Source organism: Pseudomonas synxantha, assembly GCF_900105675.1.
In the GTDB taxonomy this organism is placed as follows: domain Bacteria; phylum Pseudomonadota; class Gammaproteobacteria; order Pseudomonadales; family Pseudomonadaceae; genus Aquipseudomonas; species Aquipseudomonas synxantha.
The window spans coordinates 1,961,604-1,977,441 of the sequence record NZ_LT629786.1; the positions used below are offsets into that span (position 1 = coordinate 1,961,604).

Sequence of the window (15,838 nt, forward strand, 5' to 3'; positions counted from 1 at the left end):
ATGAAGAACGCCTCGTTGAACCATGTTTATCGTTTGGTCTGGAGCGATGTCGCCCAGGCTTATGTCGCTGTTTCCGAACACACCAACGCCCGTGGCAAGCGGGGTGGGCTGATGGCTACGCTCGCGGCCCTGGGCCTTTTGGGCGCGAGCGTGGCCCAGGCGGCCGACCTGCCGACCGGCGGCACGATAGTCGGTGGCGCGGGCAGCATCTCGCAGAACGGCAACCACATGGTGATTGACCAATCCACCGGCAAGTTGGTGACCAACTGGAACAGCTTTGATGTGGGCCGTGACGCCAGTGTGACGTTCCAGCAGCCAAACAGCGCCAGTGTCGCGCTCAACCGGGTGGTCGGGGGCGGCAATGCCAGCCAGATCCTCGGCAAACTGAATGCCAACGGCCAGGTCTGGCTATTGAATCCCAGTGGCGTGGTCATCGGTAAAGGCGCCCAGGTCAATGTGGGCGGGCTGGTCGCCTCTTCGCTGAAGATCAGCGATGAAGATTTCCTGGCCGGTAAAACCACCCTCGGCGGCGGTGCCGGTGCCGGCGCGGTGAGTAACCAGGGGCGTATCACCACCACCGAAGGTGGCGTGGTCGCATTGATCGGGCCGCAAGTCAGCAACAGCGGGGTGATCCATACGCCTGGCGGCAGCACGGCGCTTGCCGCGGGTGACAAAGTCAGCCTGGATTTCACCGGCGATGGCCTGGTCAGCGTGAATGTCGACCGCGGCGTGCTGGATGCGCTGGTGCAGAACAGCGGCCAGATCAGCGCTGACGGTGGCCTGGTAACGCTGAGTGCACGCTCGGCCGATGCAGCCATCAGCAGCGTGGTCAACAACACTGGCCTCATCGAAGCCAAGGGCATGCTCAAGCGCAATGGCCGTATCGTGCTGGACGGTGACGATCAGGGCGGCTCGACCCAGGTGGCTGGGGTGCTCGATGTCTCTTCGCAGCAGGGCAAGGGCGGCGACATCGTTATCACCGGCGAGCAGATCGCCCTCACGGGGGCTGCGCTGGATGCCAGCGGCACCCACGGCGGCGGCACGGTCAAGGTGGGCGGCGGCTGGCAGGGCAAGGACACGAGTATCGCCAACGCGCGCAGGGTCACGGTGGATGCACGCACGACGGTGCGTGCCGATTCGACCGGCCAGGGCGATGGCGGTACCGCAGTGTTCTGGGCGGATGACAGTACGCGCTTCGCCGGCACCGTTTCGGTACGTGGCGGCGCGCAAAGCGGTAATGGCGGCAAGGCCGAGGTGTCCGGCAAACAGACACTGCAGTACAGCGGTGTCACCGATGCACGCGCCTCTCACGGGCGTACCGGCGATCTGTTGCTGGACCCCGCCACTATTACGGTCCGCGGCGGCGGTACAGCGGGTGACGCAATTACCGGCAGCAGCGTAACGGAAAAGGCACTGGAGGCGCAGACCGCTAACGTGCTGCTGCAAGCCACCGACTCCATTACGTTTGCCGATCTGACGCAAAATGGTGGCGATGGCACCATCACCATGCAGAATGATGTCAGTTTCCGCGCTGAAGCTGCGGGCGGCAGCGATGCGGTGATCAGCTTCGCCAATGCGGCCAATACCCTGGAAGTATCGGGTACCGGCAGTATCTACATGCAAGCGGGCGGCAGCGGGTCAGGCTCGATCAAAAACTCGTTCAACCTGATTGCGCACGGCGCGGGGGCCAACCCGGCGCTCGCTGACCTGCCTACGCATAATGTCGGGAATATCGGCAGCGGGGTTCCCGGCGCAGGCAGTATCACGCTCCTCGGCGCCGACGGCCTGACCATCGCCGGCGCCGTCAGCACCCATGGCGGTTATGTGCGGCTGTCCAGCGACTCGGACACGGGTGGGCGCGGGGCGTTGACCATCAACACGCCAATCAACACGGCCGGCGGCAATCTGTATCTGTCGTTTGGTGCAACCAACTACCCGGAAAGCATTGCCACGCTCACGGGCGATATAGCCCTCGGCGCGGGGCGGCTGTACTTCGGCGATGCGATGGGGGCCAAAGGGCTGGGCGGTTCGACAGGTGAAAAGCGCCTGGGCGGCAAGCTCACCCTCAATGGTGACGTCAACTTCTCGACGCCGCTGACCATGCTCGGTGGTGCATCGATTTACACCGACGGCAACATTAACTTCACCAGCAACGTCAAGCTCGATACCGGCAACGACGCACTGACCCTGCGTGCGACCAATATCGATTTCACCCAAGCCACGCTGCAGAATGTGTCGACCGCCAGCCTCAGGCTGGAGCCCTGGAACATCGCCACCAATATCTCCCTGGATGGCAGCGACGGCATTGCGACGGCCAATACGCTGGGCAAGCTCGACAACATCATGAACCTGACCATTGGCCGGCTGGACGGCACCGGCACCACGACCGTGAACAACAGCGGGTTCGGCTTCCAGGCCAACAACAGCCTGACCTTGCTCAATGGCAGCATCCAGGTCGACGGTGCCCTGCAGAACACCAGTTCGACCGGGCATGTGATCGCCCGTGCGGGCCAGGCGGATGTGGTGATCGGCAACGCAGGCAGCGTTACCGGCAAAGGCAGCGGCGACGCGGTGGTCTTGAGTGCTGCGCGCAACTTCATCAATAACGCAGGCAGTGCGGCGCTGAATGCCTCCAATAGCAATGGGCGCTGGCTGACCTATTCGACCAGCCCGGAGGCGGACGTACGCGGCGGCCTGCCGCTTGATTTCAAGCAATACAACGCTCATTACGGCGACACACTGGCGCAGTCTGGCGGAAACGGCCACATCTACACCGTCGCTCCCAAAGTCGCGGTGGGCCTGACCGGCGAGGTCAGCAAAACCTACGATGGTGATGCCCACGCCACCGTCAAGGCCAACAACTTCACCGCGACTTCAGGCGCTATCGATGGTGACGATATAAGCCTCATCATCGCCGGCTATGACACGGCAAGCTACGACACCAAAAACGCCGGAAGCGCCAAGACCGTCACCGTGAACGGCATCAGCCTTGGCGAAGCGCAGAACGGTAATGCCAAGGTGTACGGCTACCAGTTGGTCTCCAACACTGCCAGTGGTGATATCGGCAACATCGACAAAAAAGTCCTGACGGCGACCGCAGACGTTTCCGGCAAGGTCTATGACGGTAATACCGCAGCCGGCTTGAATAACATTCAGTTGGTCGGTGTGATCAGTGGCGATGTGGGCAACCTGGATGTGGTGGGCAACCAGGGCAGCTTTATTGACAAGAACGCGGGCACCGGCAAGTCGGTCACCGGTACGGGCATCAGCCTGGGTGGCGCGGAGGCGGGCAACTACAGTTTCAACACTGGCGCGCAAATCGGCACTGGCGTTATCGACAAGAAAACCCTGACCGCCACGGCGGATGTATCCGGCAAGGTCTACGACGGCAACACCACCGCCAGCCTGGGCAATGTCCAGTTGGTGGGTGTGGTTGACGGCGATGCTGACGAGCTGCAAGTGGTCGGCAACCAGGGCAGCTTTATCGACAAGAACGCAGGCATCGGCAAGTCGGTTACCGGCACGGGCATCAGCCTGGCGGGTGAAGAATCGGGCAACTACAACTTCAATACCGGCGCGCAAATCGGCACCGGCGTTATCGACAAGAAAACCCTGACCGCCACCGCAGATGTCTCCGGCAAGGTCTACGACGGCAATACCACCGCCAATTTGGGCAATGTCCAGTTGGTGGGTGTGGTTGACGGCGATGCTGACGAGCTGCAAGTGGTTGGCAACCAGGGCAGCTTTATCGACAAGAACGCAGGTGTGGGCAAGTCGGTAACCGGTACGGGCATCAGCCTGGCGGGTGAAGAGGCGGGTAACTACAGCTTCAATACCGGCGCGCAAATCGGCACCGGCGTTATCGACAAGAAAACCCTGACCGCCACCGCAGATGTCTCCGGCAAGGTCTACGACGGCAACACCACCGCCAACCTGGGCAATGTTCAGTTGGTGGGTGTGGTAGACGGCGATGCTGACGAACTGCAAGTGGTCGGTAACCAGGGCAGCTTTATCGACAAGAATGCAGGCGTGGACAAGTCGGTAACCGGTACGGGCATCAGCCTGGCGGGTGAAGAGGCGGGTAACTACAGCTTCAACACCGGGGCGCAAATCGGCACTGGCGTTATCGACAAGAAAACCCTGACCGCCACGGCGGATGTATCCGGCAAGGTCTACGACGGCAATACCACCGCCAATTTGGGCAATGTCCAGTTGGTGGGTGTGGTTGACGGCGATGCTGACGAACTGCAAGTGGTCGGCAACCAGGGCAGCTTTATCGACAAGAACGCAGGGGTTGGCAAGTCGGTAACCGGTACGGGCATCAGCCTGGCGGGTGAAGAATCGGGCAACTACAACTTCAATACCGGGGCGCAAATCGGCACTGGCGTTATCGACAAGAAAACCCTGACCGCCACGGCGGATGTATCCGGCAAGGTCTACGACGGCAATACCACCGCCAATTTGGGCAATGTCCAGTTGGTGGGTGTGGTTGACGGCGATGCTGACGAGCTGCAAGTGGTCGGCAACCAGGGCAGCTTTATCGACAAGAACGCAGGGGTTGGCAAGTCGGTAACCGGTACGGGCATCAGCCTGGCGGGTGAAGAGGCGGGTAACTACAGCTTCAACACCGGGGCGCAAATCGGCACTGGCGTTATCGACAAGAAAACCCTGACCGCCACCGCAGACGTCTCCGGCAAAGTCTACGACGGTAACACCACCGCCATCCTGGGCAATGTCCAGTTGGTGGGTGTGGTTGACGGCGATGCTGACGAGCTGCAAGTGGTCGGCAACCAGGGCAGCTTTATCGACAAGAACGCAGGGGTTGGCAAGTCGGTAACCGGTACGGGCATCAGCCTGGCGGGTGAAGAGGCGGGTAACTACAGCTTCAATACCGGGGCGCAAATCGGCACTGGCGTTATCGACAAGAAAACCCTGACCGCCACCGCAGACGTCTCCGGCAAAGTCTACGACGGCAACACCACCGCCAGCCTGGGCAATGTCCAGTTGGTGGGTGTGGTTGACGGCGATGCTGACGAACTGCAAGTGGTCGGTAACCAGGGAAGCTTTATCGACAAGAATGCAGGTGTGGACAAGTCCGTTACCGGTACGGGCATCAGCCTGGCGGGTGAAGAGGCGGGCAACTACAGCTTCAATACCGGCGCGCAAATCGGCACCGGCGTTATCGATAAGAAAACCTTAACGGCAGCGGTTGATATTGCCGACAAACTGCACGATGGGAGCACCACGGCGACGATCCGCGACGTGACGTTGGGCGGCGTTGTCGCGGGCGACAGTGTCGGGGCCATCGGCAGTGCCGACTTCCTGACTCCAGGGGCTGGCCGTAACAAGCCTGTCGCGGTGATCGGTCTGCAATTGATCGGCAATGACTTTGCCAACTACCAACTGGCAAGTGATCGCGTCAGCGGCAGCGCATCGGTCGATGCACCGCTCTACACCCCTGTTGGATTGCTGGGCAAAACCGAAGGCGCCAACGGCACCGCGCTGACGGCAAACCAGCCGCAGACCCGCCCTGACCAAGCCGCTGCGCGCTATACGCAGCCAATGGCAGCAACGGCCTTGGTGACCAATGAGTCGGCGATCACGCCGCGCGCCTTGGACATCGGCGCGAACGCGCCATTGCGTGGTGACCTGTTGAGTGCAAACGGCAACTTCAGCCTGGTCGTCGAGGATGGCGTTTCTACCCCAGCCACGAAAAACGTGTTGAATTTGTACAGTTCGCACGCCGGCAAGGAGCTGCTGGGCCAAGGGAAATACGCGGCGAGCGACATGGGCAACAATATTTTGCTGGAGAAAGTGGCATCGACCCTGCGTAACCTGCCGATGCTGCAAGAGCAAGGTGTATCGCGATCGCAAGGTTCGGTGGCACTGGGCACGGGCGAGCTTCTGCTGATCAGCGTCAGCATGCTGAAGGACGCCACGTTGCTGGTGGAGGCCGAGCCGGTCACCCAGGCGCTGTCGAACGAGGAGCTTGCGACCTATGGTCTGGCCATCGCGAAACAACATTTGGGCGTCACCGTCGACTCGATAAAAAACGTGGTGATCGAACATTCACCGCGCCAGGGAAGCGCCGGTCAAATCCACCATACGGGGGTGGTAAGCCGCTGATTGATCCCACCTGATGGCTGAATAGGTGGGCCCTGACAAAAACGCCCGATGCGCTGCATCGGGCGTTTTTTTTGCTGGTCCGGTTCTTTAGAGTAATCAGGCGCCGATGGCTTAGTCGATATCCGGCCCTTACTGTTCGTCATAACGCCTGCGCGCCTCGTTAAAATGCCCCGACTGCTCGATCACCCACGTCCACAGCGGAATCATCTGCACCAATAAGCCCATACCAAGATCGGTCAGGGCGTACTCGACCCGTAAGGGCTTTTCGCCAAAATCGTGACGAGAGATCAGCCCGTCGCGCTCCAGCTGACGCAGTGTGTGAGTGAGCATGCGTTGAGTGACGCCGTGCAATCGGCGACGTAACTCCGCGTGTCGCAAGGGGCTGGTCACGCCCAGTGCATGCACCACGCCCAGTGACCACCGATTGCCTGAATGGCCCAGGATATCGCGCTTAAGACCATCCTCGTCGTCGCTGAGCGCGCGACAGGCACCCTGCGAAAGCCGCACGATTTCCTGAGCGTCCAGGCCGCTCGGTATCACCGATGTACCTACTTTTTGCGCATCGATGCCCATGGCAAGATCCCCAGCTTCAAGTCAATTGCGCCAATCAGAGGTTTACCATGCAGGCTGCTAGTTCAAACGTCAAACAACGTATTCTGGTATTAGGCGCCGGTGAGCTGGGGCTTGCCGTGCTACAAGGCCTGGCCGCTCGATCAACCGAATTGGCGAGCATCAGCGTGCTGCTGCGCCAGGCGGCGTTGCAGAGCTCATCCCAGGAAAAACAACGGGAAATCGAAGCGATCAGGACGCTCGGTGTCGACATCGAGACAGCCGACATCACGCAGGCCGGCGAGGAAGAACTTGCCGCGGTGTTGGGACGCTTCGATACAGTGATCAGCTGCGTGGGGTTTGCGGCGGGCCGGGGCACCCAGCGCAAGGTGACCGAGGCCGCGCTCGCGTCAGGTGTGAAACGCTACATTCCCTGGCAGTTCGGCGTTGACTATGACGTGATTGGCCGTGGCAGCCCGCAAGACCTGTTCGATGAGCAATTGGATGTCCGCGACCTGTTGCGTGCGCAATCGCGGACTGAGTGGGTGATTATTTCAACCGGCATGTTCACCAGCTTTCTGTTCGATCCGGCTTTCGGGGTCGTTGACCTGCACGGCGGACAGGTCAATGCGCTGGGCAGCGTCGAGACCAGGGTTACGGTGACGACGCCAGAAGACATCGGCAAGCTCACCGCGGCCATCGTCCTCCAGCACCCGTGCATCGTCAATCAGGTGGTATACACGGCTGGCGACACCCTCAGTTACGGCGACGTGGCCGATCTGCTTGAGCGCGTCACCGGACAAAAAATCCAGCGCCGAGTGCTTAGCGTACAGCGATTGCTGGCAGACCTTGAGGAAATGCCTGACGATAATCTACGCAAATACCGCGCTGTTTTCGCGATGGGCCGAGGTGTCGCCTGGGATGTAGCGCTGACATTCAATGGAGCCCATGAATTACCTGTGACCAGCGCGGAACAATGGGCGCAGTCTAATTTAAGTCGTCGCGAGGGATTCTAGGCTTGCGGCAACATTAAACTGCTCGCCACCTCAGCACCGGCAATTCATTGGTGGGCTGTATCACAGGCGCGACGCGGCTCACCGAGCAATCATCCCGGCTGCTTGTTCGGTTGCTTCGGTGGTACGTGTCGCGAGTTTACGCACCTCGTCGGCCACCACAGCGAAACCGCGCCCATGTCCGCTGATGCGTGACTTGCGCCTCTCGCAGCGCATTCTGCTCGTGCTGCCTGGCGCCTACGGCCGGATCAAGCCCTGCGCGCTGTCAACAACACCGTCGCCGCCGCCGACAACAACCCCGCGCAGCAACGATTGAAGAGGCGCTTGCCACGTGGCTCGGCGAACCAGCGGCGCATATGCAGGCCCATATAGGCGTAGGCGCTGATGGCGACCCATTCCAGGGCCAGGAACATCGCGCCCAGCAGGGCGAATTGCGTGGTGATGGGTTGGCCGGGCACCACGAACTGGGGGAGGAAGGCGGTGAAGATCAGGATAGCCTTGGGGTTGCCCGCCGCCACCAGAAACTCCTGTCGCGCCAAGGCCAATAAGCCGACTTTGTTGGTGGCCGTTTGGGTCTCTGCCTGTGGGTCCGCACGCCATAGCTGATAGGCCAGGTAAAACAGATACGCCGCGCCGAGAATCTTGATTGCGTAGAACAACAATTCCGAGGTCTGCAGCACCACCGCCAACCCGGCAGAGGCGAGGGCAATCATGCCGGCGAAGGCCAGCAGGCGGCCGAGACCGGCCAGGCAGGAGGTGCGAAAGCCGTAGCGGGTGGCGTTACTCACCGACAGCAGGTTATTGGGGCCGGGCGCCATATTCAGGGCGAAGCAGGCGGGGAGAAAGAGGGCGAGGGTGGCGAGGTCCATGGCGGCTCCAGGTGACAGGTGGCAGAGGCATGAGCATAAGGCTACGTGGCGCGGTTGGACAATCCTTGCGTTGGCCCGCTGCCTTGTAATCTGGCTATGATGCTGCGACACCCTTCACGGGCTTTCGAAACGGAGGAAACACCTTGCTGAGCATCGGCATCCTGGGCGTCGGCGAATTGACTGAAAAAGTGGTGATCGGCTTGCGTCGCGGCGGTTTCAGTGGGCGGGTGCTGCTGTCGCCACGCAACCGTGAGCGCGCCCGGCAGTTGGGCAGGGCCTGGGCTGGTGAGGTCATGGCCGACAACCAGGACGTGGTCGATCAGGCGGACCTGTTGTTCCTGGGTGTGCGCCCTGAGGTGGTGGAGGCGCTTTCCAGGGAGGTCCGCCTCAAGCCAGGGCAACCCCTGGTTTCCCTGGTCGCCGGCATGAAATTGAATGACCTGCTGCGTTGCTTCCCACAGGCGCAGCCCGTGCGGGCGATGCTGTCCTATGCCGCGCAGATCAACCAGTCGACCGTGGTGGTCACGCCAGCGGGGCAGGCCCATGAGGCGTTGTTGGGCACCCTTGGATCGTTGATCGTGCTGGATCAGGAAGATGCCTTCGAACTGGCCACGGTAACAGCCTGCATGAACGGCTGGTTCTATTTCTTTCTCAATGATCTTCAGCAGTGGTTTACCGATAAAGGACTGAGTCCGGAGCATGCCCGGCAATTGGTGATGGGCAATATGCAGGACTGCCTGGCGAGCGCCGGTCATCAGCCCCAGGCGCGCATGGACACCTTGGGCAATGCCATCGCGACGCCGGGCACCTTCACGGCTGCCGGGCTCGAAGTGCTGCGCGACAAAGGCGCGCCGCAGGCGTGGGCAGCGGCGTGTGATGAGGTGCTGGAGCGCCTGCAGAAAACGTCGCAGGGGCACTCCGGCGATCAATAACCCTCAAGTTCTTAACAAAGGTTTACACCACTGGGCGCGCTCATTCGGTATGTTTTTCAGCCACTTGCGTAACCGGGTAGTGCCTCGATGCAGACTTGTCATCAGCGGTTGGATCCGCAGCTCATCACCATCCGCCGGCTGTTTCCAAGCCCGTTGGCCAGCATCCAGGTGCCGGATGCGCAATGGCTCAACGGCGAGCTCAAAGCCCTGATTGCCCAGCGCATGGCCGCCGACACCCTGGGGGCGCAGCGCAGCAATACCGGCGGTTGGCAGTCCGCCCATGATTTCCCGGAGTGGGGCGGGGTAGCCTGCGAGACACTGGTGAGGTTTGCCACAGAGTTCGCCACTCAACTGACAGCAGTGCATAGCGAGCAATACGGCTTTATCGAGCCCGGTTTCGAATGGAAGATCAATGCCTGGGTGAACGTGAATGAGGCCGGGCACAGCAATGCATTGCACGGCCACCCGGGAGCGTTCTGGTCCGGGGTGTATTGGGTCGATGCCGGTGGCCGGGAGGACGATCCGGCAGTGGGTGGGGACCTGGAATTTCTCGACCCGCGCGGCATGGTGGCCTCGACCTATAACCCGGCCCTGCGAATGAGAGTGGAGGACTGCCTGACTGCCGGGTTCAGTAGTACCTGCGCGGCGGCCAGTGGCACCTTTGTCATGTTTCCGTCTTGGCTGATGCACTCGGTACGACGCTTTTCAGGTACGCGGCCGCGGATCTCAATTGCGTTCAACTTTGGGGTTTGAGCGTGCCCGGCCGGGGGCGCAGCCGCCTGAGTAGAGATAGCATCGGGCGTCAGGGTCGTGGAATACCCCTCAGAACATCGCCGATTGTTGCCCGCCAATACCGCTGCTTCATTGCAGGACTTTTTACGTGTACGGGTAAGACGTTTCACTGATAGAATGCGATGAATTCTCATTAACATCTGTCTTATACCGTGCAACCAACTTCACCAGCCAATCATCACGTGTCTCAATCTATCGGGCAACTCTACAGCCACCACCACGGTTGGCTGCAGGGTTGGTTGCGCAGGCGTCTGGGCAATGCGGCTGATGCGGCAGACCTGGCCCAGGATACGTTCGTGCGTTTGCTCAGCAGTGGGCCTGGCGAGCCGCTGAACTTCACAACTCCACGTGCGTATCTGGCCACTGTTGCCAATCGCCTCACCCTCAACCTCTACCGCCGTCGCTCACTGGAACAGGCCTACCTGGCTGCGCTGGCGCAAACCCCGGAAGACCTGGCGCCGTCGCTGGAACATCAGGCGCTGGTGCTTGAAGCCCTCGACGAGATCGACCAGGTACTTGCGCTCTTGCCGGCCAAAACCCGGCAAGCGTTCCTGATGTCACAACTGGAGGGGTATACGCAGGAAGAGATCGCCAGCCGGCTCGGTCTCAGCGTGCGTTCGGTACAGCGCTACCTTGCGCGGGCTCTGGAAGAATGCATTGTGCTCGCCAGCCAGAGCGCGGCATGAATAACACGCCCATCGACCGGCGTATTGCCCGCGAAGCGGCCAACTGGTACGTACGCTTGCAGAACAGCAACACGTGCGCCGCCGAGCATGCCGCTGGCGCCGAGTGGCGGGCGCGGCATGCCGACCACGAACGGGCCTGGCAACTGGCCGAACAGTTTTGCGGCCGAGCCCAGCAGCTTGCCGCACGTGCAGAGCGCGCAGCGCTTGAGCGCCCACGCGGCCTGGAGCGGCGGCAGGTGCTCAAGACCCTGGCGATGCTGATCGCTGCCGCTCCGCTGGGCCTTGCCGCCCATCGGGGGCTGCCATGGCGCGAGTGGCAGGCGGACGAGCGCACCGCCGCAGGCGAGCAGCGCACCCTGAACCTGCCGGATGGCGCGCAGATTCGCCTGAACACTGGCAGCGCTGTCGACATTGCCTACGACGGCAGCGTTCGTCGCATACGTCTTATCGCAGGCGAGATGCTCTTTGAGGTGCCCCACATGACTGCGGGGCCGCCGTTCATCGTCGACACCGCCGAAGCCCACATCGTCCTTTTCGGCAACCGCCTAATGGTGCGCCAATACCCGCAGCGCACTTACCTCGCCGCGCTGGACGGCACGGCCGTGGTGCGCCCGCGGCTGTTACCCGGGGAGGAGGGCATGATGCGCCTGGCAGCGGGCCGGCAGACCTACGTCAACAACCAGGCCGTGGAACCTTCGATGACACTGGCGCATAACCGTCTGGACTGGCTTGCCGGTGTGCTGCGCGCAGAAAAGATGCGCCTGGATGATTTCATCACTGAGTTGAATCGCTATCGTCCCGGCCTGCTGCGTTGCGATCCAGCCGTCGCAGGGTTGCTGATCTCCGGCACCTTCCAGTTGCGCGATACCGACCAGATTCTCCAGGCTCTCAGCCAGACGCTGCCGGTAAGCGTCCTTTACCGCACGCCCTACTGGGTGACTGTCACCACGCGTAGAAACGCGTAAATAAGCGTGTCGTGTTTTTGCCCAGCTACGTGTCCCTCTCATAACAACATCACTTTCATGGGCGGGGACGAACACATGGCGACGACGCTGGGCATGCAACCATTGGCGCGGGCGGTACACGCGACCGCACTGGGCCTGATCATTGCGGGTGGCGGCCTGACTTGCGCTACGCTGCTGGCCGCCGAGCAGGGCGCGCAGCAGAGCCGGGCCTATCAGGTGCCGGCCGGCAACCTGAGCAGTGCACTCTCTACCTTTGCCAGCCAGGCGGGTATCACCCTGCCGATCGAGCCTGGGATGGTGGAAGGTCTGCGCAGCCCTGGCCTGCATGCCGCCACCAGCGTGGACGATGGCCTGCAGCAACTGCTCCAGGGCACCGGCCTGCAAGCCTCGGCGCAGGGTAATGGTCTCTACGTGTTGACACCGCAGGTGGCGGATACAGCCCTGGAGCTGGGTGCGACCAGCATCACCGGCCAAGGTCTGACAGCGACGACCGAAAACAGCGGCTCCTACACTACCGGAACCATGCAGACTGCCACAAAACTGCCCTTGAGCCTGCGCGAAACGCCGCAATCGGTCAGCGTGGTGACGCGCAAGCGCATGGATGACAAGGCCATGACCAGCATCAGCGACGTGGTCAAAAGTGCTCCGGGGCTTTTCCTGAATAACTCTGGCGGTGCTGGGCGGCCGACGTTCAGCGCACGGGGATTCGACGTCGACAACATCATGTACGACGGTTTTCCCACCAGCTTCCTCACCTATCTGCCCAGCGGCGAGGCCAACCTGGCGATGTATGACCGGGTGGAGATCGTGCGCGGCCCCAACGGGCTGGCCCAGGGCGCCGGCAGCCCTGCGGGTGCTATCAACCTGGTGCGCAAGCGTCCCACCCCTCAATTCCAGGGCACATTCACCGGCAGTGCCGGCAGTTGGGATGATTACTCCGGTACGCTGGATGTCGGTGGCCCGCTCAATGACAGCGGCACCCTGCGGGCGCGTACCGTGGTTTCGCGGCAAGACGCCAAGAGTTTTCGCGACTCGGTGGAGAGTGACAATGATCTGTTCTACGGCGTGGTCGACGCCGACCTGAGTGAAACGACCACCCTGACTCTGGGCGGTTACCGCCAAAAGAGCCACACCAACTATATCTGGGGGGGATTGCCCATGGCCCGTGGCGGCGGTCATCTTGGACTGCCCCGCGACACCTTCCTGGGGCAGGACTGGGAATACTCGGACAATCGCACCACCGGCTATTTCGCTACCCTGGAGCAAGGCTTGCCCAATGACTGGACGCTGCGTGCGGCCGCCATGCAGTCCAAGACCGACACCGACGTGCTGGCCTCTTCGATCTGGGAATACAACCGCCGGTATCTTTGGACGGAAGCCATGGAGCAGAAGGAAACCGGCTACGACCTGGCGCTCAGCGGCCCCTTCCAACTGCTCGGCCAACAGCATGACCTGACCCTGGGCGTCAGCAGGCGCAAGCTGGATTATCGCTCCGGCAAAGCCTGGAGCGCATACACCGACGCCGGCATCAACCCTTTTACATGGGATCCACGTGGGCATGCCAAGCCGGATTACGTCAGGGGCAGTAATGGCCTTCCTGAAACCACCACCCAGGACAGCGTGTATGCCAGCACCCGTCTGCGCTTGACTGAGCCGCTCTCGCTGATCCTTGGTGGTCGTGTCGACTGGTATGAGTTCGACGACAGTGCAAACAGCGAAAGCAACTACAAGGTCACGCGCAATCTGACGCGCTACGCCGGCCTGGTCTATGACCTGGATACCCATCATTCGGTGTATGTCAGCTATACCGATATCTTCAAGCCGCAGAGCGAAAAAGGCGTTGATGCAAAAGCCATCGTTCCTGTCGTGGGTGAGAACTATGAAGTGGGTATCAAAGGCGAATATTTTGACGGCGCATTGAATGCCAGCATGGCGGTTTTCCAGATTGACCAGAAGAATCGCGCCCAAGAACTGACTGACGTCAAAGGCTGTGGCTCGGGCCCGGCCAGCGCCTGTTATGAAGCTGCCGGCCTGGTGCGCAGTCGCGGTATTGATATGGAAATCCAGGGCGCCCTCACCGATAACTGGCAGTTGGCAGGTGGCTACACCTACACCCAGACCCAATACGTCAGCGATGCCAATGCGGCCCGTGAGGGCGAAGACTTCGATCGCAAGAAACCGCGCCAACTGTTCAAGCTCTCGACCATCTACACCTTGCCTGGTGAGTTGCAACGTTGGCGCGTTGGCGGCGATGTCTACCAGCAAAGCCGCATCCGCACCGCGGGAGGCGCCGGTGCCACAGCCTGGAAAAACGAACAGGGCTCGTACACCGTGGTCGGTCTGGTAGCAGGCTACAAGGCCAGCGATCAATTGGACCTGCAGATGAACCTCAACAACCTGTTCGACCGTGTGTACTACAGCAGCGTGGCCAATGGTGCCTATAGCCCGTACGACATTTATGGCGACCCACGTAATTTGAAATTGACAGCGCGCTACAGTTTCTAGTGAAGCTCTTATCGCTCGATCAAGCCATTAACGGCGTGGGTGGCTTACCGGTCGAGGGGGAGCCTCACGCTAAATACAGTGCCCTGTTCTGCATCCGAGCTGACATCGATGGAGCCGGCATGGGATGCCACGATTTCCGAGGCAATGAAAAGGCCCAGGCCCAATCCTTCTGCGGAGCCGAGATCTGTTACCGAGCGCTGGGAGAAACGGCCCATGGGGTTGAATATGAAGGGCAGCACGTCTTCGGGTATCGCCTCGCCGCGGTTGTGCACGGTGAATACCGCGCACGCCTCCGCGGTGCCTAGCTCGACCTTGATCGGGAAGGTGGTGTCCCCATGCTCCACCGCGTTGCTGATGATGTTCGAGAAGACCTGTTCCATTCTGGCGCCATCAAATTTTCCTGAAACGGCAGTCTTCATGTCGAAAACGACATTGGCCTCAGGATGAAACGCCTGGATTTCTTCCACCACCCGCTGGCACAGCGGTGAGAGATCGATATCCGCGGTTTTTACCGGGATGCCCGGGCCCATCTGGCAACGTGTCAGGTCAAGCAGGTCGCCAACAATCCGGCTCGCTCGGCGCACACTGGTGTACATCTGGTTGGCAATTTTGTTGTCCCGGGCGCCGATGTCCTTTGAACGCCTGAGCACGTCGGCTCCCAGCAGGATCGCGCCCAGCGGCGTGCGCAGGTCGTGGCCGAGTATGCCCAGGAACACATTGCGTGATGCCTCGACCGCACGTGAATAGCTGGCGATGGACTCGGCGAGCGCCTGATCGATGGCTTCATGGAACCGGGTCATGTCGTCGACATTGATCGGCGTCCCCTCGTTGACCTGCCTCATCCATTGGCTGACCACACTGGTTCTGAGGGCGCGGTATTCCGAGACCATTTGATCAATCGTGAAACCGGCCATCAGGCGCGTCATTGCGTGGGTTTCAGCGGCGGTTTCCTGGTCATCGGCCGGAATCAGCCCTTGGGCCTTGGCGGTTTGCTCTCGCTTGGTCTGCGTGGTGCGCAAGTCGGTCACGATCGCCCGCAACATCTGCTCGGCATGATCGCGCAGCGCCACGCTATCGAGGTCCCCGCCCGGCGTCTTGATGGTTCTGGCGAAGTCTTCCCAGGCCTGCAGGATCGGTTCGAGGTGCTCAAGGATGAAGTCGGGCAGGCGCATGTCTGGGGTCCTGGTAAGAGGCGAGGCGGGCAGAAAAGCGAGGCTGCGCAGGTAAGTATGAATGTCGGCAGTGTAGGAGGTTGTCGGTTGCTTTAATAGCTCGACCGGTGGCGGGCACTCTAGCCGCGGTCCAACTGTGGGAGGAGGCTTGCCTCCGAAGGCGGCCTGACAGCCGACCTTGTGTAGATACCTATGGCCATCGGGGGCAAGCCCCCTCCCACATTTTCAC

At 61.1% G+C, this 15,838-nt stretch carries 10 protein-coding genes and 1 pseudogene; 7 read left to right on the forward strand and 4 right to left on the reverse strand.

Annotated elements, in window-relative coordinates; genetic code table 11:
- Positions 1 to 6,126: a YDG domain-containing protein gene (locus BLU48_RS09375; protein WP_083348198.1), complete on the forward strand. Its 6,126-nt coding sequence runs from the start codon at positions 1 to 3 to the stop codon at positions 6,124 to 6,126.
- Between the two features lie 129 nt (positions 6,127 to 6,255).
- Here the strand turns inward: BLU48_RS09375 and BLU48_RS09380 are convergent, their stop codons facing one another.
- Positions 6,256 to 6,699 carry a winged helix-turn-helix transcriptional regulator gene (locus BLU48_RS09380; protein ID WP_082636685.1) on the reverse strand — a complete coding sequence of 148 codons (444 nt, stop codon included), beginning with the start codon at positions 6,697 to 6,699 and terminating at the stop codon, positions 6,256 to 6,258.
- 47 nt (positions 6,700 to 6,746) lie between these two features.
- Here BLU48_RS09380 and BLU48_RS09385 point away from each other — a divergent pair, with 47 nt between their 5' ends.
- Positions 6,747 to 7,691 carry an aromatic alcohol reductase gene (locus BLU48_RS09385; RefSeq protein WP_057024048.1) on the forward strand — a complete coding sequence of 315 codons (945 nt, stop codon included), beginning with the start codon at positions 6,747 to 6,749 and terminating at the stop codon, positions 7,689 to 7,691.
- A 78-nt stretch (positions 7,692 to 7,769) separates the two neighbouring features.
- Here the strand turns inward: BLU48_RS09385 and BLU48_RS09390 are convergent.
- Together BLU48_RS09390 and BLU48_RS09395 are read right to left on the reverse strand one after the other, a co-directional pair.
- Positions 7,770 to 7,871: pseudogene (locus BLU48_RS09390) on the reverse strand (methyl-accepting chemotaxis protein); the annotation flags it as partial.
- A 65-nt stretch (positions 7,872 to 7,936) separates the two neighbouring features.
- The gene (locus tag BLU48_RS09395) at positions 7,937 to 8,557 is read right to left on the reverse strand and encodes a LysE family translocator (protein WP_057024047.1); all 621 of its coding nucleotides are present in this window, start codon (positions 8,555 to 8,557) and stop codon (positions 7,937 to 7,939) included.
- A 143-nt stretch (positions 8,558 to 8,700) separates the two neighbouring features.
- Here BLU48_RS09395 and BLU48_RS09400 point away from each other — a divergent pair, with 143 nt between their 5' ends.
- From BLU48_RS09400 to BLU48_RS09420, 5 genes are all read left to right on the forward strand, one after another.
- Positions 8,701 to 9,489: an NAD(P)-binding domain-containing protein gene (locus tag BLU48_RS09400; protein ID WP_057024046.1), complete on the forward strand. Its 789-nt coding sequence runs from the start codon at positions 8,701 to 8,703 to the stop codon at positions 9,487 to 9,489.
- A gap of 87 nt (positions 9,490 to 9,576) precedes the next feature.
- The gene (locus BLU48_RS09405; RefSeq protein ID WP_057024045.1) at positions 9,577 to 10,242 is read left to right on the forward strand and encodes a TIGR02466 family protein; all 666 of its coding nucleotides are present in this window, start codon (positions 9,577 to 9,579) and stop codon (positions 10,240 to 10,242) included.
- A gap of 191 nt (positions 10,243 to 10,433) precedes the next feature.
- Positions 10,434 to 10,967, forward strand: coding sequence for a sigma-70 family RNA polymerase sigma factor (locus BLU48_RS09410; RefSeq protein WP_057024044.1), 534 nt, complete (start codon positions 10,434 to 10,436; stop codon positions 10,965 to 10,967).
- Complete coding sequence (locus BLU48_RS09415; protein WP_057024043.1) at positions 10,964 to 11,932, forward strand: FecR family protein; 969 nt, start codon at positions 10,964 to 10,966, stop codon at positions 11,930 to 11,932. The genes BLU48_RS09410 and BLU48_RS09415 overlap by 4 nt, the downstream gene beginning before the upstream one ends.
- Positions 11,933 to 12,007: 75 nt before the next feature.
- Positions 12,008 to 14,437 (forward strand): TonB-dependent siderophore receptor, encoded by a 2,430-nt coding sequence (locus BLU48_RS09420; RefSeq protein ID WP_057024042.1) that lies wholly within the window; start codon positions 12,008 to 12,010, stop codon positions 14,435 to 14,437.
- 44 nt (positions 14,438 to 14,481) lie between these two features.
- Here the strand turns inward: BLU48_RS09420 and BLU48_RS09425 are convergent, their stop codons facing one another.
- A complete protein-coding gene (locus BLU48_RS09425; RefSeq protein ID WP_057024041.1) occupies positions 14,482 to 15,609 on the reverse strand; it encodes a sensor histidine kinase in 1,128 nt (375 codons plus the stop codon).
- Positions 15,610 to 15,838: the final 229 nt, after the last annotated feature.